Source organism: Microbacterium lacticum, from assembly GCF_006716815.1.
Classification (GTDB): domain Bacteria; phylum Actinomycetota; class Actinomycetes; order Actinomycetales; family Microbacteriaceae; genus Microbacterium; species Microbacterium lacticum.
Window position 1 is genome coordinate 742,436 of record NZ_VFPS01000001.1, and the last position, 19,314, is coordinate 761,749.

The window sequence follows — 19,314 nt, forward strand, 5'->3', positions numbered from 1 at the left end:
TGCGGGCGTTCCGCGCGGCACGCCCGCGTGCGCCTGGCCGCGCGTATCCTGGAGGGCAACTGTTCGCGAGAGACGAGGAGCGGCGTGGACGAACTGGGTCAGCGGGTTCTCGTGGTCGCGTTCGACGGATGGAACGACGCCGGCGAAGCCGCCTCGGCCGCGGTGCGCCACATCCGCGAGTCGGGCGCGTATCGCGAGGTCTTCGCGGTCGACCCCGAGCTGTACTTCGACTACCAGTACACGCGGCCGCAGGTGCGGCTGGATGCCGACGGCTCGCGTTCGCTCGTCTGGCCCGACGCCACGCTGTGGCGGCCCCTGCATCCCGCCGACGGCACCCGCCTCTGGCTGCTGTCGGGCTTCGAGCCCGCGCGGGCGTGGCAGGCCTTCGTCGCCGAGCTGATCGACGCGGCGCTGCGCGAGGACATCACCGGCATCGTCGCGCTCGGCTCGATGATGTCGGATGTCCCGCACACGCGCCCCATCTCCATCTTCGCGGGCAGCGATAACGAGGCGCTGCGCGCGGAGTTCGGGCTCGAGAAGCCGACGTACGAAGGTCCGGCGGGCATCCTCACGGTGCTCGCGACCGCCGCCGAAGCGGCGGGCATCCCGTGCGCCGCCCTCTGGGCGAGCGTGCCGCACTACGTCGCCGGACACACCCCGTCGCCGAAGGCGACCCTCGCCCTGCTCGACCGCCTCACCGACCTCACCGGCGCCGTCGTGCCCCGCGGCGAGCTGCCCGCCGAGTCGCTCGCGTGGGAGGCGTCGATCGACGCGGCCGCGTCGGACGACGAGGAGATGACGGAGTACATCCACCAGCTCGAGCAGACCCGCGACACGTGGGATTCGCCGGAGGCCTCCGGTGACGCGATCGCGCAGGAGTTCGAGCGGTACCTCCGCCGCGGCGGCGACGGCCCCGGCCAGGGACCCAAGGGTCTCGGCGGCCCGGGCTCCGGCCGCTGATCGCTCCGCCGGACTCCGGGCGCTGACCGTCGCGCTGGCCTCAGTACGCCTGCAGCACGCCGAGGCTCAGCAGGATGATGAGCACGATCCCGAGGACGACCCGGTAGATCACGAACGGCAGGAAGCTGCCGCGCTTCAGGTACTGCATCAGGAACGCGATCACCGCGAGGCCGACGACGAACGCGATGCCGGTCGCGACGGCGGTCTCGACGCCCGTGAACACGGCCGATCCGGGCTCCCGGATGGCGTGGATCAGCTCGTACAGGCCGCTGCCGAACACCGCCGGCACGGCGAGGAGGAAGGCGACTTCGGCGGCCGCGGTGCGCGTGAAGCCCAGGGCGAGACCCATCGTCGTGGTCGCGCCCGAGCGCGAGACGCCGGGAATGAGCGCGAGTGACTGCGCGAGACCCAGCAGCAGGCCGTCGCGGTAGGTGAGGTCGCTCTCCTCGCGCGTGCGGCGGCCGAGCGCGTCGGCGGCGCCGAGCAGCAGGCCGAACACGATCAGCACGATCGCGACGAGCCAGAGGTTCCGGAAGGTGTCGCGGATGACGTCCTGGAAGAGGAAGCCGAGCACGCCGATCGGGATGGTGCCGATGATGACGATCCAGCCCATCCGGGCGTCGGGGTCGTTGCGCGGCACCGCGCCGGTGAGGGAGCGGAACCACTGCCCGACGATGCGGACGATGCGCTTCCAGAAATACGCCAGCACGGCGAGCTCGGTGCCGATCTGGGTGATCGCGGTGAAGGTCGCCCCCGGGTCCTCCGCGGAGGGGAGGAACTCGCCGATGATGCGCAGGTGCGCGCTCGAGGAGATGGGCAGGAACTCGGTGAGCCCCTGCACGATCCCGAGGATGATCGCGTCGAACAGCATGCCGGCCTTTCAGTACGTGCGGAGGAGGTCGGTCAGCACCCGCTGGCCGAACACGAGCGCGTCGATCGGGACGCGTTCATCCACCCCATGGAACATACCCGTGAAATCGAGGTCGTCGGGAAGGCGCAGCGGGGCGAATCCATACCCGGCGATGCCGAGTTCGGCGAGGGCCTTGTTGTCGGTGCCGCCGCCCATGAGATACGGCACCACCGGCACCCCCGGATCGTGCCGGCCGAGGGCGGCGACCATCGCCTCGACGAGGTCGCCGGAGAACGGCACCTCGAGCCCGATGTCCCGGTGGGCGATGTCGATGACGATGTCGTTGCCGACGATCCGCTGGATCTCGGCGAGCACGAGATCCTCCTGCCCGGGCAGGGTGCGCACGTCGATCGCCGCCGACGCGGCATCCGGGATCACGTTGTGCTTGTAGCCGGCCTCGAGACCGGTCGGATTCGTCGTCGTGCGGAACGTGGAGCGGAGGAACCCGGCCGCCGGCCCGGTCGCCGCGGCGACCGCGTCGGGGTCGGGTGCCCCGCCGTCGTCGGCGGAGTCGGACGCCGCGCCGCACAGCGCCGCGAGGGCGTCGACGGTCTGGCGGGTGGTGTCGGTGAGCTCGATCGGCCAGTCGGTGCGGCCGAGCGTCGCGACGGCCTCGGCGAGCCGTGTGACGGCGTTGTCGGGGTGCACACGGCTGCCGTGGCCCGCGGTGCCGCGGGCGCGCAGCCGCAGCCAGACGAGGGCCTTCTCCCCCACCTGCAGGAGGTACGCGCGGCGGTCGCCGACGGGGATCGAGTAGCCGCCGACCTCGCTGATCGCCTCGGTGGCACCGGCGAACCACTCCGGCCGGTCCCGCACGACCAGCTGCGAGCCCTCGACGCCGCCGTTCTCTTCGTCGGCGAAGAACACGAGCACGAGGTCGCGTTCGGGCTGCTCCCCCGCCCGGAGGAGCTCGGCGACGGATGCCAGGATCATGGCATCCATGTCCTTCATGTCGACGGCCCCTCGGCCCCACAGCAGGCCGTCGCGCACGACCCCCGCGAACGGGTCGACGCTCCAGTCGCCCGCGACGGCGGGGACGACATCGAGGTGTCCGTGCAGCACCAGCGCGGGCTTGTCGGAGCTGCGTCCCTTCACCCGCGCCGCGACGTTCGTGCGCCGCGGGATCGGCTCGTAGTACTCCGGCTCCAGCCCGAGCGAGGCGAGGAACGTGCCGACGTACTCGGCCGCCTCGCGCTCGCCGTTCGCGCGGCCCTCGCCGTAGTTCGTCGTGTCGAACCGGATGAGGTCGCGCGCGATCCGCGCGACCTCGGGCAGATCGTCGCCGTCGCCACCCGGGAGAGGCGCGGTGGACGGTGCGGACGGCTCGGCTGCGCTCATGCCCTCACGCTACCGGGCACCGTGGCGCGCACCGAGACGGCCGACGCGCACCGAAACGGTGACGTGCGCCGGAACAAGAAAAGGGCCCCATCCGGGGCCCTTTTCACTGTATTCACACGCTGTGCGCGAGGGGGGACTTGAACTGACCTCGACCCCCTCGCGCTCAGAATCATGGATCGGCGTTGAGGCCCGGAAACACGGGGCAGAACGGCAGTCAGCCTGTGCACAACTGCATCGAGATGCGCGCAGCTACACGTTGCTTAGCACCTGAGTTAGCACTTATGACACCGCCATGAGAGGGGGGGTTCGGCCCCCGCGAAACTGCGTTGCTGACCCTCGCTGGCCTGTGTTTCCGGGGTGTCGAGTGCGTCCGACAAGTTCTTGTCGTCAGCATTCGTTGCCAAGATGTTGCCACGTTGGCGCCCTCAGGAGGCGGCTGACCGAGGGCGAACAGCGCGTGCCCGGCGCGAGGCCAGACCATGCAGCGACTCCTGCGTGCTCCTACCTCAGCGCCAGGCGCAGGGCGCTCCTAGTCTGTGAACATGGCCCACCCAACCGCTGATCGCGTCCATCTGATGATCCTGGTCGTCTGGATCGCGGGCTTCCTCATCAGGGGGCAGGACGAGGTTGCCGCCGGTGATCGTCTCGGTGCGCGTCATAGCGAACAGCCGCTTGTTGATCGCCGCCTGATCCGCACGGTCGGCAGCTCGCGCAGCAGTTGCTCGTGATCGGGTCGCCCGCGCTTGCCCAGTGTGCCGAGAACATCCAAAGGGGAGCACGGAACCGCGCTGATCTGCTCCAGCTTGGCAGGCTGTGGGAGTGGCCGGTTCGGCAGGCACAGCTTTTCCGCGCCAGCTGCTCGTGGTTCTGCTCACCTGCATCCCGTGCGGTGTCGCTCAGACGGAGTGCGTGATGCTCATCGCGCCGCGCACAGCGTTTCCTCCCCGCGCCATATCGTGGCATCGCGGTCACGCACCACAATCCGAGGCATCGATCACCGAAGCAAGTACGCTGATGCCATGGTCAAGAGACTGTTCGTTGGATGATGGGCACCCCGTTCACTTGGCTCGCAAGGCGTATCAGGTTTGGCCGCCGAAGTCTCCGCTGGGCGGCCGCTGCCGCGCTGGTGGCCAGTATTCTGATCGTCGTCACCGGCGGTGTAGTACGCGTCACCGGTTCCGGCCTCGGTTGCCCTACTTGGCCAGCATGCACGACAAGCACTCTGGGGCCAACCGCAGAGATGGGGATCCACGGCCTCGTCGAGTTCGGGAACCGCGTGTTGACTGTCGTGCTTTGCATCGTCGTCGGATGGCTGATCGTCGTGTCTAGGCTGCAAGCAGTTCCAGTGCCGCGGGTCACGCGCTGGGCATGGGTTCAGTTCTGGATCATCGTGCTCAATGCAGTCGTGGGGGGCGTGACGGTGCTCGCCCGCTTGAGTCCATATGTCGTTGCTGCCCACTTTCTGGCGGCGACTTTGCTCTTGACGGCCGCTACTGTCGCCTGGCGTCTCGTTGGATCGTTCGAAGACCGAACGACGCCGCAGACAGTTCCCGCAAGTGTTCGAAGGCTGTCGACTGCGCTTGTGGCGATCACGGCGATATTGGTTGTCGCTGGTACGGCTGTTACGGGCGCCGGTCCGCACGCTGGCGATTCCGCCAGCGTGGAGCGGATCCCCATCGACTGGGGCGTCATCACGATCGCTCACGCCATCACCGCGTCCGCGGTCCTTGTACTCACCATCTCCGTGTGGCTTGTTACGCGACGAAGCGAGACGTTCATCGTGCACCGGAGAGCCGGTGTGCTCGTCCTCGTGCTTGTCGCACAGGGAATAGTTGGCCTCGTCCAATCAATCACCGGCCTGCCCGAGATGGCGGTTGTCTTGCACCTTCTCGGCTCAGCCTTGGTCTGGGCGGGCGTTGTCAGTCTGCTGCTTGACGCACATGAACGGCCACACGTCGCTAATGCGCCACTTGGAACCGAGCTCCCAGCCTCCCCTGAGTGATGACGCAGGCATCCTGGATCGTAGACTCGCAGAAGCCTGCATGCGTGGGGAGGGCCACGAAAGATGTCAATATTCACTGAACACACAGGCCGCCCTCTGCCGCCCGTGATCGTTGGCGCAGAGCTTGCGCTAAGCCCATCGTGTGCCCTGGATTCAGCGGCGGTGGTCAAGTTTGTACTCGCACTACAACGCACAGCCTTCGAGGTTCTCGTGGTCACTTCCGCTGACGACGCACGGACCGCCGAGGTCGACACAGTATCTGTCGCTGCATACTGTGCGCGGCTATCGTCACGGCTCTACGTCGTGCCAGAGGTCTCTGCGCGAAGCGAGCCATTCCACGTCGCTTCCCAACTTGCCACTCTTGACTACGTGTCGCAGGGACGGTCAGGCTGGGTCCTCGCAGACGAGAGTCACGATCCACAGTTCGCTCGCGTTCTCCAGGCGCTGTGGGACTCGTGGGACGACGACGCTGTGATCAGAGATCCGCTAAGTGTGATGTCCAGGCAGGTTGTTGAGTCTGCTGATGGGTGCGGCTCCGACTGCGGAGTGGTGCCTGTGATGATTGTAGGTGTGTAGCCAGGCGGGTAGCGCGGCTCGGCGTTCGGATTCTGATCCGTAGAAGCGTGCGTAGGCCCAGCCGTCGGCGAGGGTGCGGTGGAACCGCTCGATCTTGCCATTGGTCTGTGGACGATAGGGGCGGGTGCGCTTGTGTCGGACGCCGAGCAGGGTGCAGGCATCTCGCCATGCGTAGGAGCGATAGGCCGACCCGTTGTCGGATAAGACGCGCTCGACTGTGACGCCGCGATCTGCGAACCAGGCGACAGCGCGTTCAAGGACACCGATCGCCGTGACGGCTTTCTCGTCGGCGCAGATCTCGGCGTAGGCAACGCGGGAGTATCCCTCTTAACCGGCTATTCCATCCTGGATCCCTTGCGGCGACACGCCGAGCACGATGAGGTGCGTCGGTCTTCTGGGTCGCGGGTGCAACATGTGTCGCATGACGGACAAGGAAGTCCTGCGGCTCGAGCAGCGTGACGGCGAGTGGGTGCTCGCCGGTGAGCACGCCGCCCGGTTCGGGTTGGTGGACGAGTACCTCGCGCATCTGCTGGATCGGAACTACTCGCCGGCGACGGTGAGGTCGTATGGGTATGACCTGCTCGCATTCTGCCGCTGGCTGACCGGGCAGGACCGCCCGCTGGAGGGGGTCACGACCGATGACCTCCTCGGGTTCCTCCGCGCATGTCGCGAGGCGACGCTGCCCGGCAGGCCGGGACCGAACGTCGTCGGGATGGACGGCCGCCGGCTGGATCGTTACGCGGCGACGACGATCAACCGCCGGCTCGCGGCGATCTCAGGGCTGTTCACGTATGCGGGACTGCGGGACCCGGCCAGACGCAACCCGGTCCCGCGGGGCAGGGAAGCGCGTTGGCGGACCAGCGGGGAGCGGTCGGGGATGCTCGCTCACACGGTCCGACGCCCCGCAGCACGGTTCGCGTTGCGGTTGCGGGAGCCGCGACGGTTGCCGGTCGCGCTGTCGCCGCAGGACGCGGCGACGCTGGTGGGGAGTCTGCGGACCTGGCGGGATCGGGCGATCGCCGGGCTGATGCTGTGGTGCGGGCTGCGGTCGATGGAAGTCCTCGGCCTCCACGTGAAGGACGTCGATATCGGCGGCCGCTGGATCACTGTCACCGGGAAGGGCGCGAAGCAGCGTCGTGTCCCGCTGGATGCGGATGTCGCGTCGGTGATCGATGTCTACCTCCTCGCCGAGCGGCCCGAGTCGGACTCCGAGATCCTGTTCCTGGTCGGGAAGGGCCCGCATCGGGGCGGCCCGTTGACGGCGGCGGGGTTGCGGACGGTGTTCCGCTATCACCGGGGCCTGACCGGGGTGACCGGCGGGCACCCGCACGCGCTGCGTCACACGTTCGGAACAGTCCTCGCCGAGGCCGGTGTCGATCTCGCGGTGATGCAGGCGCTCCTCGGTCACGCTCACGTCGATACCACCGCCCGTTACGTCCACCTCGCTCCTGCTCATGTGAAGGCCCAGTTCGATGCGGCACGCGAACGCATCCGCGCTCAGCAGCGGTGACGCCCCGATCGCGTTGCTGCGAGGCTCCGATCTCCGGGACGCGTATCTGCGTCATCTGACGGCGACGGGCCGAGGAAATCTCCCCTACGAGCGGGCGGCGCGACGGTTCTTCGAGACCTGGTCGGACCCGCAGGACTGGGCCGCGACGCCGCTTGCGGAGCGGTTGTCGGCGGGGTCGGCGACGCGTCCGGTGATCACGTTCCTGATGCTGCACGGCGGGTTGCGGCCAGGCTACGACTACCTGCTGTCGAGGAAGCTGTCACCGCTTTGGCGGGAGATCCAGACCAGCCCGCTGCGGGCCGAGATCGACGGGTTCCTTCACGAGGCCGAACAGCTCGGGTTCACCGCTCGCACCAGGCTCGCGACCGGCTCCCAGGCCCCGATCCGGCTACTGATCCAGACCGGGAAGCCGATGCGGCAACTCACCGTCGACGACCTCCAGGAGTTCGCCGCGGCCTGCCGGGAACGCGAGCACGCGACGGGGATCTCGCATCGCCACTACTTCTCGGCGATCAGCATGGCGCACATGGTGCTGTTCCACCTCGGTGTGCTCGACTCCCCACCCCGGACTGGCGGCCCGGTCCCTTACGAGGAGCGGCTCGCCGAGGTCTCCGCGCCGTTGCGAGCGGAGCTGGTCGGCTACCTGGAACGCAAACGCGCGACCTGCGACCGAAAGACGGTATCGGCGACGGCGACCCGGCTGAAGCACTTCGGGGTCTTCCTCACCGACACCGACCCCGCGTTGACTTCCGTGCGGGATCTGGATCGCCGCCGTCACATCGAGCCGTTCCTCGCGTCGCTGGTCGACACGGCCAGCGACAAGGACGGGGCCCCGATCAGCATCGGGGACCGCAACCGGCGGGTCGTCGCGGTCGCGACGTTCCTGCGCGACATCACCGAATGGGGCTGGGACGCCGCGCCACCGCGGAAGGTGCTGTTCCGCGACGACATCCCCAAGCTCCCGCAAGTGCTGCCCCGCTACCTTCCGATCGACGCCGACCGGCGACTCACCGCAGCGCTGACGGAGCATCCCGATAACGAGCTGGCCGCACTGGCGCTGCGATTGCAGCGGGCCTGCGGGCTGCGGATCGGGGAACTGCTTGATCTCGAGTTGGACTGCGTTCACGAGCTCGACGGGAACGGGGCATGGTTGAAGGTCCCGCTCGGCAAGCTCGCTACCGAACGCATGGTCCCTCTCGATCCCGAGACGCTCGAAGTGATCGACCGGGTCGCCCAGATCCGCTCCCACGGCAGACCCCTCCCGCATCCGCGTTACCGGCGGCCCACGCAGTTCCTGTTCACCTACCTCGGCCGCCGGCTCACACAGCAAGGCGTCCGTCGCGAGCTCGATCACGCCGCCGAGACCGCGGGGCTCGGGCACGTCACCTCCCACCAGCTGCGACACACCTACGCGACCGCGCTGGTCAATGCTGGCGTCTCCCTGCAAGCCCTCATGGCCCTCCTCGGCCACCAGTCCGCGGAGATGAGCCTCCGCTACGGGCGGTTGTTCGACGCGACGGTCCGAACCGAATACGAACGAGCCCTCGACCTCGCGAAACAGAACACCACCGCCGCTGCTGCCGGAGACACGGCCGGGCGCACCCAGTTGCCGCTGACGGTCATCACTGGCGGGCGCGACTGGAAAGACACCCCGCTGCTGAAGTCGCGGATGGCCGGCGGGTTCTGCCTCCGCACCCCAGCGCAGGGAGCATGCAGCTACGCGAACATCTGCGAGCACTGCCCGTCCTACCGGTCAGAACCCTCATCACTGCCGATTCTCGCCGCGCAACGCGTCGACGCCGAAGCCCTCGCCCGCGACGCGGAAGAGCGAGGATGGATCGACGAGGCCGACCGCCACCACAAGCTCATCGCCCGCCTCGACGCGCTCATCGCCGACTCGGAGACACAGACCGGATGACCAGTCCCACGCTGAACCAGATCGAACGCGCCTGCGCCGATCTCGCCCGAAACGGGCATCCCATCACAATCGCCAAGGTCGCCGAACACGCCGGGATCTCCAGGTCCACGATCTACCGCAACCCCGAACTCCACGCCCTCATCGAACACCACCGGCAGGTCGCCCCGGACGGCAGCATGACCGCGATCACCGACGAACTAGCCACCCTCCGCCAAGCCGTCCAGACTCTCGCCGACACCGTCCGCCACCACGACGCGCAACTCCGACAACTCGGCCGCGGCTGAGCCTTATCCGGCCAAACGCAAACCCGAGGCCAATTAGCCGGATAAGTCATCGATAACGGTATGGACGAATGCGGTGCCGATGTTCGGGTGACCTTTGCTGGTTCTTCCCGTGCGGAGAGCCGTCGTCGCCTTGTGTTTGTCTCCTTGCTGCTTGCCGACGAACCGCCAGCCACCACCATCGGGGATGCTGCCGAATTTGGTCACGTCGACGTGAATCATCGATCCGGGATGGGGATGCTCGTATCGGCGGATGGGTTCGCCGGTAACCCGATCGATATGACTGAGTCTGTTGATCCGCGCGCGCACCAGTACCGCATGAACAGTCGAGGTCGGGAGGCCGAGCTCCGCGGCGATCTGCGCCGGGCCGAGCCGGCGTCGCCACCGTGCCTTCACGATCCGTTTGACCAGCTCGGGAGGGGTCTTGGTCGGCATCGATCGCGGCCGGCTGGATCTGTCGAGCATCCCTGCTGCCCCCTCGACGCGGAACCTGGCGGCCCACTTCCGCGCCGTAGGCGGCGAGGTCATGAACATCTTCGCCGCGACAGTGGCGGACCAATGCTCTTCGACAATGAGCTTGGCCAGCCGCAAACGAGCGCGCGGGGTCAGAGCAGCGTTAGCGTGGGACATGAAGGCCTCCTGTGTTGCGTGAGCGGTTTCTAAACAGCTCCACTCTCGCAACCGGAGGCCTTCACCCCTCAGAAATCACGAGCGATTCACGCAACAACGTCCCTGGACATCACAGCTAAGTGGCCGATTCTTGGATGCCAAACGTCTGCGCCATGTCAACATCGACACGGGCAACTACTCAATCCGAGGGCCCCTGGTGACCCCTCGCCCCCCGCAAGGTTACCCGGTCCGCTTCGGAAACGAACTGCTCTCGGAAGTTCGGATTGCACGCGCCGATGACGTAGATCCCGAAACTCCATGCCAGCAACTTCCCGCCCCGAAGCAAGAAAGGAATCAGCCGACTCTGGTCCTCCTAAAAGGGAGAGACATCTGGGCAGAATGGGGGGGCTTGACCCCTGATCTTGGACACGCTGATTCCAGCACGATGCTGGGGAAGCGAGAATCTGAGGGATGGCAAGGAAGAACTACACGGACGAGTTCCGGCAGCGTGCGGTGGATTTGTACGAGTCCACGCCGGGCGCGACGCTGAAAGCGATCGCGGCCGATTTGGGGATCTCCCGTGGTGCGTTGAAGGAATGGGTCGACAAGCTCGGATCCGGGACCGCTGCGGCCGGTTCGGTGTCGCCGCCGGTGTCGGTGCGGTCGGAGTCGCAGGCGGCGAGGATCATCCGGTTGGAAGCCGAGTTAGCGGTCTCGAGAGCGGAGCAGGTCAAGCTCGAGACGGAGCGGGACATCCTCCGTCAGGCGGCGAAGTATTTCGCTGCGGAGACGAACTGGTGAACCGCTTCCAGTTCGTCGAGGACCACAAGGACGCCTACGGCGTGAAGCGGTTGTGTGAGGTCATCGAGATCGCCCGGTCCTCGTTCTACGCGTGGCTGGCCGCAGCCCCGGGACGGGCCGCGCGAGCCGCGGACGACGCCCGGTTGGCGGCACGGATCCGGGTGCTGCAGGACCCCGCGCAGGGTGGTGACCGCGCCTACGGGGCACCGAGGATCACTGCCGACCTCAACGACGGCGTCCCCGCCGCCGGGCGGGTGAATCATAAGCGGGTCGCTCGGGTGATGCGGGAACACGCGCTCGCGGGGATCCGACTGCGCCGCCGGGTGAAGACCACGATCCCGGACCAGTCCGGACGGAAGTTCCCCGACCTGATCGGGCGGGACTTCAGCACCGGGGAGCCGAACCGCAGGTATGTCGGCGATATCACCTACCTCCCCATCGCGGACGGCAGCAACCTGTATCTGGCGACCTGCATCGACCTCGGGTCGCGCAAGCTCGCCGGCTGGCAGGTCGCCGACCACATGCGCACCGAACTCGTCGAAGGCGCTCTCCGCGGCGCGCACCGCGACCGCGGATCGCTGGCCGGCGCAGTGTTCCACAGCGACCACGGCTCGGTCTACGCGTCGAAAGCCTACGCAGCACTCTGCGAGCAGCTCAAGGTGACCCAGTCCATGGGCGCGGTGGGCACGAGCGCCGACAACTCGCTGGCCGAGAGCTTCAACGCCGCGCTCAAACGCGAGCTCCTCCAAGGCGCGTCGGCGTTCCCCGATCAAGCCACCGCCTACCGGGCCGTGTTCCGGTGGACGAACCGATACAACACGCGCCGACGCCACTCCGCGATCGGCCAGATCACCCCGAACAGCTACGAGAACACCTACGCGGCCGCGAGATCAGCTACCCTCACGGAAGCGGCATAACCGAAATGACACCGTGTCCAAGATCAGGGGTCAAGCCCCGGGCGCCACCGGAGCGCGGGGAGACAGCACCCTTCCTAGGTCAACGCGGCACTGTTCGAGGACGCCGCCGCACGATTCGCCGCACAGAAACAAGCGCATCACGTCGAAGCCGAGGAACACGCCGAGCATGTGGCCCAGGCGAAGGAGCTTGCAGAGCACACCCGTCAGACGGTCGCCGCTGAGGTGGAGAGGCAGGCGCGGGCGGACGGGCAAGAACTCGTGCACGCTCGCGCGCATTTCCATGCCGCCCGAGAGGAGGCGAGGGCGGCGAGGTTCGGGCGCAAGCGCGCCGCCGCCCGGAACATCATCGCCGCGGAAGAGTCGGTCGAGAAGATCGACCAGCGTGTCTCCCAGACCTGGGGCACCGCACCGTCTCTCTTGCGTCCCGTCGCCGAGTGGGCGCAGACGATCGCGACGGAGCACGCTGACGCCCACCCCGAGGTGCGGGCGGCTGAACAGGCCCTCAGCGAAGCGGAGACAACGAAGCAGCAGACGGCCGAGCGGCAGGCCGCCGAGCGGGATCGCCTCACCGTGCAGGTGTACGGAGCGGAGCAGGCACGGCAGATGCGGGGCACCTTCCGCATCCTCAACCCGAGAGCCGACGCCGAACACGCCAGGAAGCGGGCAGCCGAGGCGCGGCGGGTCATTGCGGAGCTGGACGCACGGCCCGTTGCGGAGGCCGCCGATTGGCTCACCCAGCGCCGAGAACAGCAACGGGTTGAGCGCGAAGCGCTGCAAGCCCGCCAGGAAGCTCTCGCCCGCCGCCACGCGGGGCCGACGGGGACCGGGCCGGATCAGCCGCGAGGACGGCCCGGACTTGGCTTGTGAGCAGTCTTGTCAGGCGGCGGTCGGAACCTGCGGTTGTGTACCGCGATCGTGGCAGGCATCACGATCAGCGGCAGAGCGAACACGATTGGCGCAACCCAATAGCCAAGCGTGGGAGCAAGAGCTGCCGCGCCGATGACGAGCACGCCTGCCCCGATGCTCCTCATGGCGATCGTGCCCGAGGGATTGACCTCAACGTTTCGGAAGTACGGGATACGCCTATCGAGGTTCGCGCGAACCATCCGCGCAAACGACACGATGAACAGCGCCATGCCGACAGCGACCGCGATCCACCCGAACAACTCCATGCTCACAGCGTACCGAGCGGCCTATGCACTGGCGCTGTAGCGCTGACGTGCGGCCTCGCCACTGGTGCCGATCGCCTCACCAACCTCGCGCCACGACAGCCGCTTCTCGCGCGCGGCGCGTACGGCGTCGGCGAGTTCGCGTTCGGCGGTGTCGCGTCGCCAGGCGGCGAGCCTGACCGCCATCACGGGCGGGATCGGGGCGTCTTGGTCGCCAGGCTGGGGGTCGTAGTTCTCGAACGCGTCCGCGAACTCGTCGGCGCGGGCCTTGATGTCTTCGATAGAGCGTGGAGCCATGATGTTCACCTCAGATACTTGGGTCGGGTCGGACGCATCGCGTGCGCGATAGCGAGGATGCCGTGCCATTCGATGACGCCGACTTCGACCAGGGTGCCGGTCTCGTCGGGGCCGATGAACATGGTCATCGCATCGTCTTGCACGAAGTGCCGGACAGGGAAACGGAGCGCATGGAGCATCGCCGCATCCGAGACGCCGTGCCGGTGGGCACTGTCCAGGATGATCGGTTCCGGCTCCATGTCACAAGTTTACTTGCCGCAAGGTAACTTGCCAAGCCTCACGCGCCGTATGACTTCCTCGTCGGTGCAACTGCTCGTCAAGTTCCGTGATTACGTTCTACCGTAGAATCTGTGCATGAGTGCAGGTGATGTTGAGGCGCGGTTGAGCGTGTTGGAACAAGCCGTGGTGGAACTGCAAGGGCGTTCCGCTACTACTGTCGTCCCATCCGGCGCGGAAGCAGCGGCCTCGATGGCTGAGGCGTTGTGGGCGTTGGAGGGGTTGAAGAGTCGTGCTCCCGAGGGCGGCGCGGTGCTGTACACGGGTGCTGTCGATCTGCCGACAGGCGGTGCCGTGCAGTGGCAGTATGGGCTGGCCGCGTCCGAGGTTCTGGCGCAGGACTGGACCGAGCACGCGGGCACGCTGGATGCGTTGGGGCATCCGGTTCGTCTGGCGATTCTGCATGCGGTGCTGCACGGGACGGTCACCGCGTCTGGTCTGGTCGAGGCGTTGGAGAGCGGGACGAGTGGTCAGGTCTACCACCACCTGAAAGAGCTGACCACGACGGGATGGCTCGTCTCTCCCGGCCGAGGCCTATACGAGGTTCCGGCAGCTCGGGTGGTGCCGTTGCTCGCGGTCCTGGTGTCCGTGGGGACGCCACGATGAGGCCGTCTGTTCCTGGCTGGGCCGCGCATCTTCTCGGGTTGCCGGGCGCGGTGTCCTTCCGCCGTTACCTGCCGATCGTCCGCGATGCGAACGCGCTCGAAGACCGGATGCGAGCACTGGACGACGACGGGCTGCGTTCCGAAGCAGCAGCACTGTATCTGCGCACCGGGGAGAAGCGGCTGCACCGGGAGGCAACGGCACGCTACCTCGCGGTTGCGCGGGAGGCAGCGGATCGCACGGTGGGGTTGCGGGCATTCGATGAGCAGCTGTTGGGGTGCTGTGCGCTGTTGTCGGGTCACGCGGTGGAGATGGATACCGGGGAGGGCAAGACGCTCGTCGGCGCTCTCGCCGCCGCGGGGTTCGCGGTCGCGGGGCGGCGGGTGCATGTGATCTCGGTGAACGACTATCTCGCCGAGCGTGATGCGGCTTGGATGGCGCCGTTCTTCGATCTGCTGGACGTGAGCGTGGGCTGGATCGGCCAGCACACCTCGCATGAGGATCGCCGCACCGCCTACGAGTGCGATGTCGTGTACGCGCCGGTGAGCGAGATCGGGTTCGATGTGCTCCGAGACCGTTTCACAGTCACCGAGCAGGAGAGGGTGGCACCGGTGTTCGATGTTGCGGTCGTCGACGAGGTGGATGCGGTGATGATCGACGAGGCGATGGTCCCACTCGTGCTCGCAGGCTCGTCGGATCACGAGGCGGACGAGTTCGACCAGGCCACTGCTCTGGTGGAAGCTCTCATCCCGAATGAGGACTTCACCGTTGACGGAGACCTGGCCACCGCAAGCCTGACCGATGACGGGCTCGATCGTTTGGAGGCGAAGCTCGGCCGGATCAACCTCTACGACACCGAGCACCTGGCGATGTTCACTCGCATCAACCTCGCCCTGCACGCCCGGACACTGGTGCAGCGTGACGTGGACTATCTGGTGACCGACGGAAAGATCACGCTGATCAACACCACCCGCGGTCGGGTCGCGCACCTGCAACGCTGGCCCGACGGCCTCCATGCCGCACTCGAAGCGAAGGAGCATCTGCCCGTGTCAGCGCCCGGCGTGATCCTCGACCAGATCACCGTCCAAGACCTTCTGCTCCAGTACGAGACCAGGGCGGGGATGAGCGGCACCGTCACCGCAGTCGCAGAAGAACTCATCGAGTTCTACAAGCTCCCCGCAGGCCGCGTCGAGCGGCACGAACCGAACCAGCGGGTCGATGTCGCCGACAGCATCGTTCTGACCGAAGAAGCTAAGCTCACGGCCATCATCACCGAAGTGGCGACACGACACCGGGCCGGGCAGCCGGTGCTCGTGGGGACGCAGAGCGTTGCCGAGTCCGAAGCCCTCGCCGCTCGCCTCGATGCCGCCGGCGTGCCGGTTCGGGTACTGAATGCGAAGAACGATGCGCAAGAGGCGGAGATCGTGGCTCGTGCGGGCGAGTACGGGGCGGTGACGATCTCGACGCAGATGTCCGGTCGAGGAACCGACATCCGTCTCGGCGGAGTGAGCGAACTCGACCACGACCGGGTCCTGGCAGCAGGTGGCCTCGCCGTGATCGCGACAAGCCGATACCTGTCCCGGCGCCTCGACGCCCAACTGCGCGGACGCGCGGGTCGGCAAGGTGATCCTGGCATCAGCCGCACGTTCCTCAGCTTCGAGGACGACGTGATCCAGTTGCACGCCACCGACCGAATGCTCACCCGCATCGACCGGGAGCAAGATGCCTTGCCCGGAGTCACACGTCAGACGATCGCCGATCAGTGTCAGGCGATCGCGGAGAGCCTGCGCACAGACCGCCATCGCGCAACCTGGGTCTACAACCGCGCCATAGCCGCACAAAGAGCATCCGTCCTCGCCCATCGTGGAGAGATCATCCACGGCTCGGCGTCGGACGAGCGAGTGAAAGACCTCATCCCCAAGCACTGGCGTCGACTCGTGGACGCTCGGGACCTGGCGCGCGTGTCAGAGACCACCCGAGCTGTCGCCCTGTTCTTCCTGGATGAGCAGTGGGTCTCGCACCTGACCGTCCTGCAGGAGATCAGAGACGGCATCCATCTCCGAGCCCTCGGCGGTGAGAAACCCGCCGACGAGTTCCACCGACTCGCCCTGCGCGAGTTCCACGGCTTCTTCGACCGCACCTATCAGGCCGCCGCAGACTTCATCGCCGGTCTCAGCGCCGACGATATCGGCCGTGACCTCACAGAGCTGGGGCTCAGGCGGCCCTCCGCGACCTGGACCTACATGGTCACCGACGACCCCTACGGAAACCCCGGAGACCGGTTCATCCGCGGAGTCGGAAAGTTCGTCCGCTCAAAGATCCTCAACCTCGAATAGCGCTAACGACCGACGAGGGCGGGGGTGCCGATTCGGCACCACCAGTGGGAGGGTCAGGAATCGCCGGTATCGGTCACGGCGTCCGCGAAGAGGGCAAGGAACTTCTCGCGCGGGATCACGATGCGCCGCCCGAGCTTCACATGTGGGATGGTGCCCTCGTTGATGCTCGTGGTGATCGTGCGCGGATCGACGCCGAGGGCTTCGGCGGCTTCTTTGCGGGTGATGACGAGGCTGCGCCGCCCCCGGAGGTCGTCCATGTCGAGGGTGCTCTGTCGCATGTCGCGCCATCCGTTCGTGTCAGCGCCGAGAACTGTGGTTCATCCCACCGTAGAGAATCGCACTTGCGCTGTCAAGCATTGCGTTGTAGTTTTCTACTATGGAAACAGAGAGGGTGCGGGGCAACCCCGCAGGCATCACGAACACGCACGTCGCGCAGAACATCCGAGCCGCCCGGCAAGCGATCGGCATGGACTTGCGCACCATGTCCGACGGGCTGAAAGCCGCAGGGCGAAAGCTCTCCACCTCGGGCATCAGCAAGCTGGAGGCCGGGGATCGCCGCGTGGACGTGGACGACCTGACCGTGATCGCCTACCTGCTGCGCACCACCCCCGCCGCCCTCCTGACCCCACCGGACGAGCAGACGACCCTCACTGGGGTGCCGGAAGGGTATGAGCCGGAAGAGATCGACAGGTGGATGCGCGGGGAACTCGTGCTCACCGATGAGGGGCTGTTCAACTACTGGCAGCAGGAATGGGTCATCTGCACCGACCGCATCCACCACCTCGAAACCACCCTCGCGAGCATGACCGCCCCCAGCAGAGACGACCCAGAGAAAACTCAGGCACACCCCAAGACCATCGCCGCCTACCAAGAGCGGCTGGACACGGCCAGAGCACGAGCGCGCGTGATCCGGGAACGCGGCGTGCAGCTCGATCCCGAGGGGAGAGTGTTCAACGCCGCCGACTACATCGACAACTACGCCCAGACCCACCAGCCCGGCACGACGACGGCAAGGAGCACACGGTCATGACCGCGAAAAGGCAGCCCGCCGAGCAGGGCAGCGGGGGTGAGAAGCAGCAACGGCGTTCGCGCTCACGGCAGCCCGGCTCGATCCAGGCTTACGACACCGACAAGGGCAAGCGGTGGCGGTTCCAGATCTACGTCCTGAAAGACCCCGAATACCCCGAGATGGGATCGCGGCGGCTGACCCGTTCCGGGTTCACCAGCACCGACGAGGCGAACGACGCCTTGCAGGAGGCGCTGAAGCAGCGGAAGCAGAACGAGAAGTTCGGCAACAAGGTGCCCACGGTGGGCACCTATGCGGATGAGTGGGTGTCGGGGTTGAAGCTCGCGGCGTCCACGATCAAGGGGTACAAGAAGATCATCCGCAACCACATCCGCCCCCAGCTCGGCAGTATCCGGCTCGACAAGCTGACTGCGACCCGGATCGCGCGCCACTACCGCGACCTCGAAGACCACGGCCGCCGCGACGAGTACGGCAAGGGCGAGCCGCTGTCAGCCAACAGCGTCCACAAGGTGCACGTCGTGCTCGGCGCGATCCTCGACGCCGCGATAGACGACGGGGACCTGACGGTGAACCCGGCGAAGAAGAAGCGCACCGTCAAGCCGCCGAAGTCCAGCGAGGTGCGGGCGCAGAAACCCGAGATCGCGACCTGGACGGCCGAGCAGTTGCAGACGTTCCTCACCTGGAACCGCGACGAGTTGGAAGACGAGCTGTTCCCACTGTGGCGGCTCATCGCCTACACGGGAATGCGTCGCTCGGAAGCGCTCGCCCTCAAGTGGTCGGACATCAACGCGAAAACGATGCGGGTCAGCATCCGTCGCGCCGTCGATACCGACGACTGGACGAAGACGAAGACCACCAAGACCGGACAGGCCCGTGTCATCGACGTGGACGCCGAGACGTTGAAGGTGCTCGCCTCGTACAAGGTCACCCGCGCGGAGGTGTCGTTCGAGCTGGCGAAGGCCGACGCCTACGTCTTCGGCGACGATGACGGGAAGCTCCGCTCACCCGACGCAATGACGAGCCGCTGGGATCGACGCCTCAAGTGGGTGACCGCGAAGTTCGACAGCCTGCATCGGGTCACGATCAAGGGGCTGCGTCACACTCACGCGACCCTGCTGCTGGAACTCGGGGAGCATCCCAAGGTCGTGCAGGAGCGCCTGGGCCACTCAACGATCACCACGACGATGAACATCTACTCCCACGTCACCCCGACCATGCAGCGCTCGGCAGTAGACCGCTTCGCCGCCCACCTGAACGGCTGATCCAGGAGAGCGACGATTGTAAGACTCCGAACCGCTAAGCCGAGCGTCGAGGGCGGGTAACCGCGTAGATCTCGAAACAAATCCCGAGCACGATGAGGACGAAGCCGACGACACCGAGGGCTGTAAAGGTGATAACGAGAGCACCCGCAAGGACTAAGGCGATCGAGAGAATCACGCCAACAAGCGCCGCTGTGCTCAACTTCATACTTCGAGCCTATCCAACGCTGCTCTCATCGACTGAGGTGGCTGCGTCCTCACCTCACGGAACCGCTAAGCACCGTTTCTGTGGCCGTCCTCAACCACTCGCACATCGCCCCTTAGCACTTTTTCTAGCACTCCCAACGAAAACGACCCCTAACCTTAGGAACTAAATCCCAGGTCAGGGGCCATTTCATTCGCGTGCGCGAGGGGGGACTTGAACCCCCACGCCCTATACGGGCACTAGCACCTCAAGCTAGCGCGTCTACCTATTCCGCCACCCGCGCAAGGTGGTTTCGGTGCTTTCGCAACCGAGGATCGACA

Annotated in this window: 20 protein-coding genes, 1 tRNA gene and 2 pseudogenes; 13 read left to right on the forward strand and 10 right to left on the reverse strand. The window is 66.6% G+C overall.

Annotated elements, in window-relative coordinates:
- Positions 1-84 precede the first annotated feature (84 nt).
- The gene (locus tag FHX68_RS03545) at positions 85-960 is read left to right on the forward strand and encodes a PAC2 family protein (RefSeq protein ID WP_141379765.1); all 876 of its coding nucleotides are present in this window, start codon (positions 85-87) and stop codon (positions 958-960) included.
- Between the two features lie 40 nt (positions 961-1,000).
- Here FHX68_RS03545 and FHX68_RS03550 read toward each other — a convergent pair whose 3' ends face one another.
- Together FHX68_RS03550 and FHX68_RS03555 are read right to left on the reverse strand one after the other, a co-directional pair.
- Positions 1,001-1,831 (reverse strand): undecaprenyl-diphosphate phosphatase, encoded by an 831-nt coding sequence (locus FHX68_RS03550; protein ID WP_141379766.1) that lies wholly within the window; start codon positions 1,829-1,831, stop codon positions 1,001-1,003.
- A 9-nt stretch (positions 1,832-1,840) separates the two neighbouring features.
- Positions 1,841-3,208, reverse strand: a complete 1,368-nt coding sequence (locus FHX68_RS03555) for a M20/M25/M40 family metallo-hydrolase (protein WP_141379767.1) — start codon at positions 3,206-3,208, stop codon at positions 1,841-1,843.
- 542 nt (positions 3,209-3,750) lie between these two features.
- Here FHX68_RS03555 and FHX68_RS03560 point away from each other — a divergent pair.
- The 3 genes from FHX68_RS03560 (at position 3,751) to FHX68_RS16305 (ending at position 5,786) form a co-directional block, all read left to right on the forward strand.
- The gene (locus FHX68_RS03560) at positions 3,751-3,936 is read left to right on the forward strand and encodes a hypothetical protein (protein WP_141379768.1); all 186 of its coding nucleotides are present in this window, start codon (positions 3,751-3,753) and stop codon (positions 3,934-3,936) included.
- 314 nt (positions 3,937-4,250) lie between these two features.
- Positions 4,251-5,210, forward strand: a complete 960-nt coding sequence (locus tag FHX68_RS03565; protein ID WP_229661485.1) for a COX15/CtaA family protein — start codon at positions 4,251-4,253, stop codon at positions 5,208-5,210.
- Between the two features lie 63 nt (positions 5,211-5,273).
- On the forward strand, positions 5,274-5,786 hold the full coding sequence (locus FHX68_RS16305; protein WP_141379769.1) for an LLM class flavin-dependent oxidoreductase: 513 nt from the start codon (positions 5,274-5,276) through the stop codon (positions 5,784-5,786).
- On the opposite strand, the pseudogene FHX68_RS03575 reads toward FHX68_RS16305, so the two are convergent.
- A pseudogene (locus FHX68_RS03575) lies at positions 5,697-6,113 on the reverse strand (integrase core domain-containing protein); the annotation flags it as partial. The gene FHX68_RS16305 and the pseudogene FHX68_RS03575 overlap by 90 nt on opposite strands.
- 94 nt (positions 6,114-6,207) lie before the next feature.
- On the opposite strand from FHX68_RS03575, the gene FHX68_RS03580 reads away from it, so the two are divergent.
- Genes FHX68_RS03580 through FHX68_RS03590 form a run of 3 tightly spaced genes read left to right on the forward strand, consistent with a single transcriptional unit; the run spans position 6,208 to position 9,498 of the window.
- Positions 6,208-7,296 carry a tyrosine-type recombinase/integrase gene (locus tag FHX68_RS03580; RefSeq protein WP_141379770.1) on the forward strand — a complete coding sequence of 363 codons (1,089 nt, stop codon included), beginning with the start codon at positions 6,208-6,210 and terminating at the stop codon, positions 7,294-7,296.
- Positions 7,259-9,214 carry a tyrosine-type recombinase/integrase gene (locus FHX68_RS03585; RefSeq protein ID WP_141379771.1) on the forward strand — a complete coding sequence of 652 codons (1,956 nt, stop codon included), beginning with the start codon at positions 7,259-7,261 and terminating at the stop codon, positions 9,212-9,214. Before FHX68_RS03580 ends, FHX68_RS03585 begins: the two co-directional genes overlap by 38 nt.
- Complete coding sequence (locus tag FHX68_RS03590; RefSeq protein ID WP_141920041.1) at positions 9,211-9,498, forward strand: DUF6262 family protein; 288 nt, start codon at positions 9,211-9,213, stop codon at positions 9,496-9,498. The genes FHX68_RS03585 and FHX68_RS03590 overlap by 4 nt, the downstream gene beginning before the upstream one ends.
- A gap of 39 nt (positions 9,499-9,537) precedes the next feature.
- Here the strand turns inward: FHX68_RS03590 and FHX68_RS03595 are convergent.
- Positions 9,538-10,125, reverse strand: a pseudogene (locus FHX68_RS03595) (leucine zipper domain-containing protein); the annotation flags it as partial.
- 450 nt (positions 10,126-10,575) lie between these two features.
- Here FHX68_RS03595 and FHX68_RS03600 point away from each other — a divergent pair.
- Positions 10,576-11,822 (forward strand): IS3 family transposase gene (locus FHX68_RS03600; RefSeq protein WP_141920043.1). Its coding sequence is split into 2 segments (ribosomal slippage): positions 10,576-10,888 and positions 10,888-11,822, totalling 1,248 coding nucleotides; the frame shifts between segments, so codons are not numbered across the junction.
- Between the two features lie 168 nt (positions 11,823-11,990).
- A complete protein-coding gene (locus FHX68_RS03605; protein ID WP_141379132.1) occupies positions 11,991-12,689 on the forward strand; it encodes a hypothetical protein in 699 nt (232 codons plus the stop codon).
- Here FHX68_RS03605 and FHX68_RS03610 read toward each other — a convergent pair.
- The 3 genes from FHX68_RS03610 to FHX68_RS03620 are packed head-to-tail and all read right to left on the reverse strand — an operon-like array spanning position 12,656 to position 13,527.
- Positions 12,656-12,994, reverse strand: a complete 339-nt coding sequence (locus FHX68_RS03610) for a hypothetical protein (RefSeq protein ID WP_141379130.1) — start codon at positions 12,992-12,994, stop codon at positions 12,656-12,658. The genes FHX68_RS03605 and FHX68_RS03610 overlap by 34 nt on opposite strands.
- 21 nt (positions 12,995-13,015) lie before the next feature.
- Positions 13,016-13,288: a hypothetical protein gene (locus FHX68_RS03615; RefSeq protein ID WP_141379128.1), complete on the reverse strand. Its 273-nt coding sequence runs from the start codon at positions 13,286-13,288 to the stop codon at positions 13,016-13,018.
- A 5-nt stretch (positions 13,289-13,293) separates the two neighbouring features.
- Positions 13,294-13,527, reverse strand: a complete 234-nt coding sequence (locus FHX68_RS03620; protein WP_141379126.1) for a hypothetical protein — start codon at positions 13,525-13,527, stop codon at positions 13,294-13,296.
- Positions 13,528-13,642: 115 nt separating this feature from the next.
- Between FHX68_RS03620 and FHX68_RS03625 the strand changes: the two genes are divergently transcribed.
- Together FHX68_RS03625 and secA2 are read left to right on the forward strand one after the other, a co-directional pair.
- Positions 13,643-14,170 carry an ArsR/SmtB family transcription factor gene (locus FHX68_RS03625; RefSeq protein ID WP_141379124.1) on the forward strand — a complete coding sequence of 176 codons (528 nt, stop codon included), beginning with the start codon at positions 13,643-13,645 and terminating at the stop codon, positions 14,168-14,170.
- Between the two features lie 50 nt (positions 14,171-14,220).
- Entirely contained in the window at positions 14,221-16,503 is a 2,283-nt protein-coding gene (gene secA2, locus FHX68_RS03630; RefSeq protein ID WP_211345042.1) for an accessory Sec system translocase SecA2, read from the forward strand.
- Positions 16,504-16,556: 53 nt separating this feature from the next.
- Here the strand turns inward: secA2 and FHX68_RS03635 are convergent, their stop codons facing one another.
- Positions 16,557-16,781 carry a helix-turn-helix domain-containing protein gene (locus tag FHX68_RS03635; RefSeq protein WP_141379120.1) on the reverse strand — a complete coding sequence of 75 codons (225 nt, stop codon included), beginning with the start codon at positions 16,779-16,781 and terminating at the stop codon, positions 16,557-16,559.
- A gap of 98 nt (positions 16,782-16,879) precedes the next feature.
- On the opposite strand from FHX68_RS03635, the gene FHX68_RS15130 reads away from it, so the two are divergent.
- Entirely contained in the window at positions 16,880-17,533 is a 654-nt protein-coding gene (locus FHX68_RS15130; protein WP_170219041.1) for a helix-turn-helix domain-containing protein, read from the forward strand.
- Positions 17,530-18,792: a tyrosine-type recombinase/integrase gene (locus FHX68_RS03640; protein ID WP_170214178.1), complete on the forward strand. Its 1,263-nt coding sequence runs from the start codon at positions 17,530-17,532 to the stop codon at positions 18,790-18,792. Before FHX68_RS15130 ends, FHX68_RS03640 begins: the two co-directional genes overlap by 4 nt.
- A 34-nt stretch (positions 18,793-18,826) precedes the next feature.
- On the opposite strand, the gene FHX68_RS15135 is transcribed toward FHX68_RS03640, so the two are convergent.
- Complete coding sequence (locus tag FHX68_RS15135) at positions 18,827-18,997, reverse strand: hypothetical protein (RefSeq protein WP_170214177.1); 171 nt, start codon at positions 18,995-18,997, stop codon at positions 18,827-18,829.
- A gap of 195 nt (positions 18,998-19,192) precedes the next feature.
- A tRNA-Leu gene (locus FHX68_RS03645) sits at positions 19,193-19,277 on the reverse strand.
- Positions 19,278-19,314 lie beyond the last annotated feature (37 nt).

What these genes read in the sequence shown, in the direction of transcription:
- FHX68_RS03550 (WP_141379766.1), bottom strand. Translation starts at nt 1,831, where the DNA reads ATGCTGTTCGACGCGATCATCCTCGGGATCGTGCAGGGGCTCACCGAG.
- FHX68_RS03555 (WP_141379767.1), bottom strand. Translation starts at nt 3,208, where the DNA reads ATGAGCGCAGCCGAGCCGTCCGCACCGTCCACCGCGCCTCTCCCGGGT.
- FHX68_RS03560 (WP_141379768.1), top strand. Translation starts at nt 3,751, where the DNA reads ATGGCCCACCCAACCGCTGATCGCGTCCATCTGATGATCCTGGTCGTC.
- FHX68_RS03565 (WP_229661485.1), top strand. Translation starts at nt 4,251, where the DNA reads ATGATGGGCACCCCGTTCACTTGGCTCGCAAGGCGTATCAGGTTTGGC.
- FHX68_RS16305 (WP_141379769.1), top strand. Translation starts at nt 5,274, where the DNA reads ATGTCAATATTCACTGAACACACAGGCCGCCCTCTGCCGCCCGTGATC.
- FHX68_RS03580 (WP_141379770.1), top strand. Translation starts at nt 6,208, where the DNA reads ATGACGGACAAGGAAGTCCTGCGGCTCGAGCAGCGTGACGGCGAGTGG.
- FHX68_RS03585 (WP_141379771.1), top strand. Translation starts at nt 7,259, where the DNA reads ATGCGGCACGCGAACGCATCCGCGCTCAGCAGCGGTGACGCCCCGATC.
- FHX68_RS03590 (WP_141920041.1), top strand. Translation starts at nt 9,211, where the DNA reads ATGACCAGTCCCACGCTGAACCAGATCGAACGCGCCTGCGCCGATCTC.
- FHX68_RS03610 (WP_141379130.1), bottom strand. Translation starts at nt 12,994, where the DNA reads ATGGAGTTGTTCGGGTGGATCGCGGTCGCTGTCGGCATGGCGCTGTTC.
- FHX68_RS03615 (WP_141379128.1), bottom strand. Translation starts at nt 13,288, where the DNA reads ATGGCTCCACGCTCTATCGAAGACATCAAGGCCCGCGCCGACGAGTTC.
- FHX68_RS03620 (WP_141379126.1), bottom strand. Translation starts at nt 13,527, where the DNA reads ATGGAGCCGGAACCGATCATCCTGGACAGTGCCCACCGGCACGGCGTC.
- FHX68_RS03625 (WP_141379124.1), top strand. Translation starts at nt 13,643, where the DNA reads ATGAGTGCAGGTGATGTTGAGGCGCGGTTGAGCGTGTTGGAACAAGCC.
- FHX68_RS03635 (WP_141379120.1), bottom strand. Translation starts at nt 16,781, where the DNA reads ATGCGACAGAGCACCCTCGACATGGACGACCTCCGGGGGCGGCGCAGC.
- FHX68_RS15130 (WP_170219041.1), top strand. Translation starts at nt 16,880, where the DNA reads ATGGAAACAGAGAGGGTGCGGGGCAACCCCGCAGGCATCACGAACACG.
- FHX68_RS03640 (WP_170214178.1), top strand. Translation starts at nt 17,530, where the DNA reads ATGACCGCGAAAAGGCAGCCCGCCGAGCAGGGCAGCGGGGGTGAGAAG.
- FHX68_RS15135 (WP_170214177.1), bottom strand. Translation starts at nt 18,997, where the DNA reads ATGAAGTTGAGCACAGCGGCGCTTGTTGGCGTGATTCTCTCGATCGCC.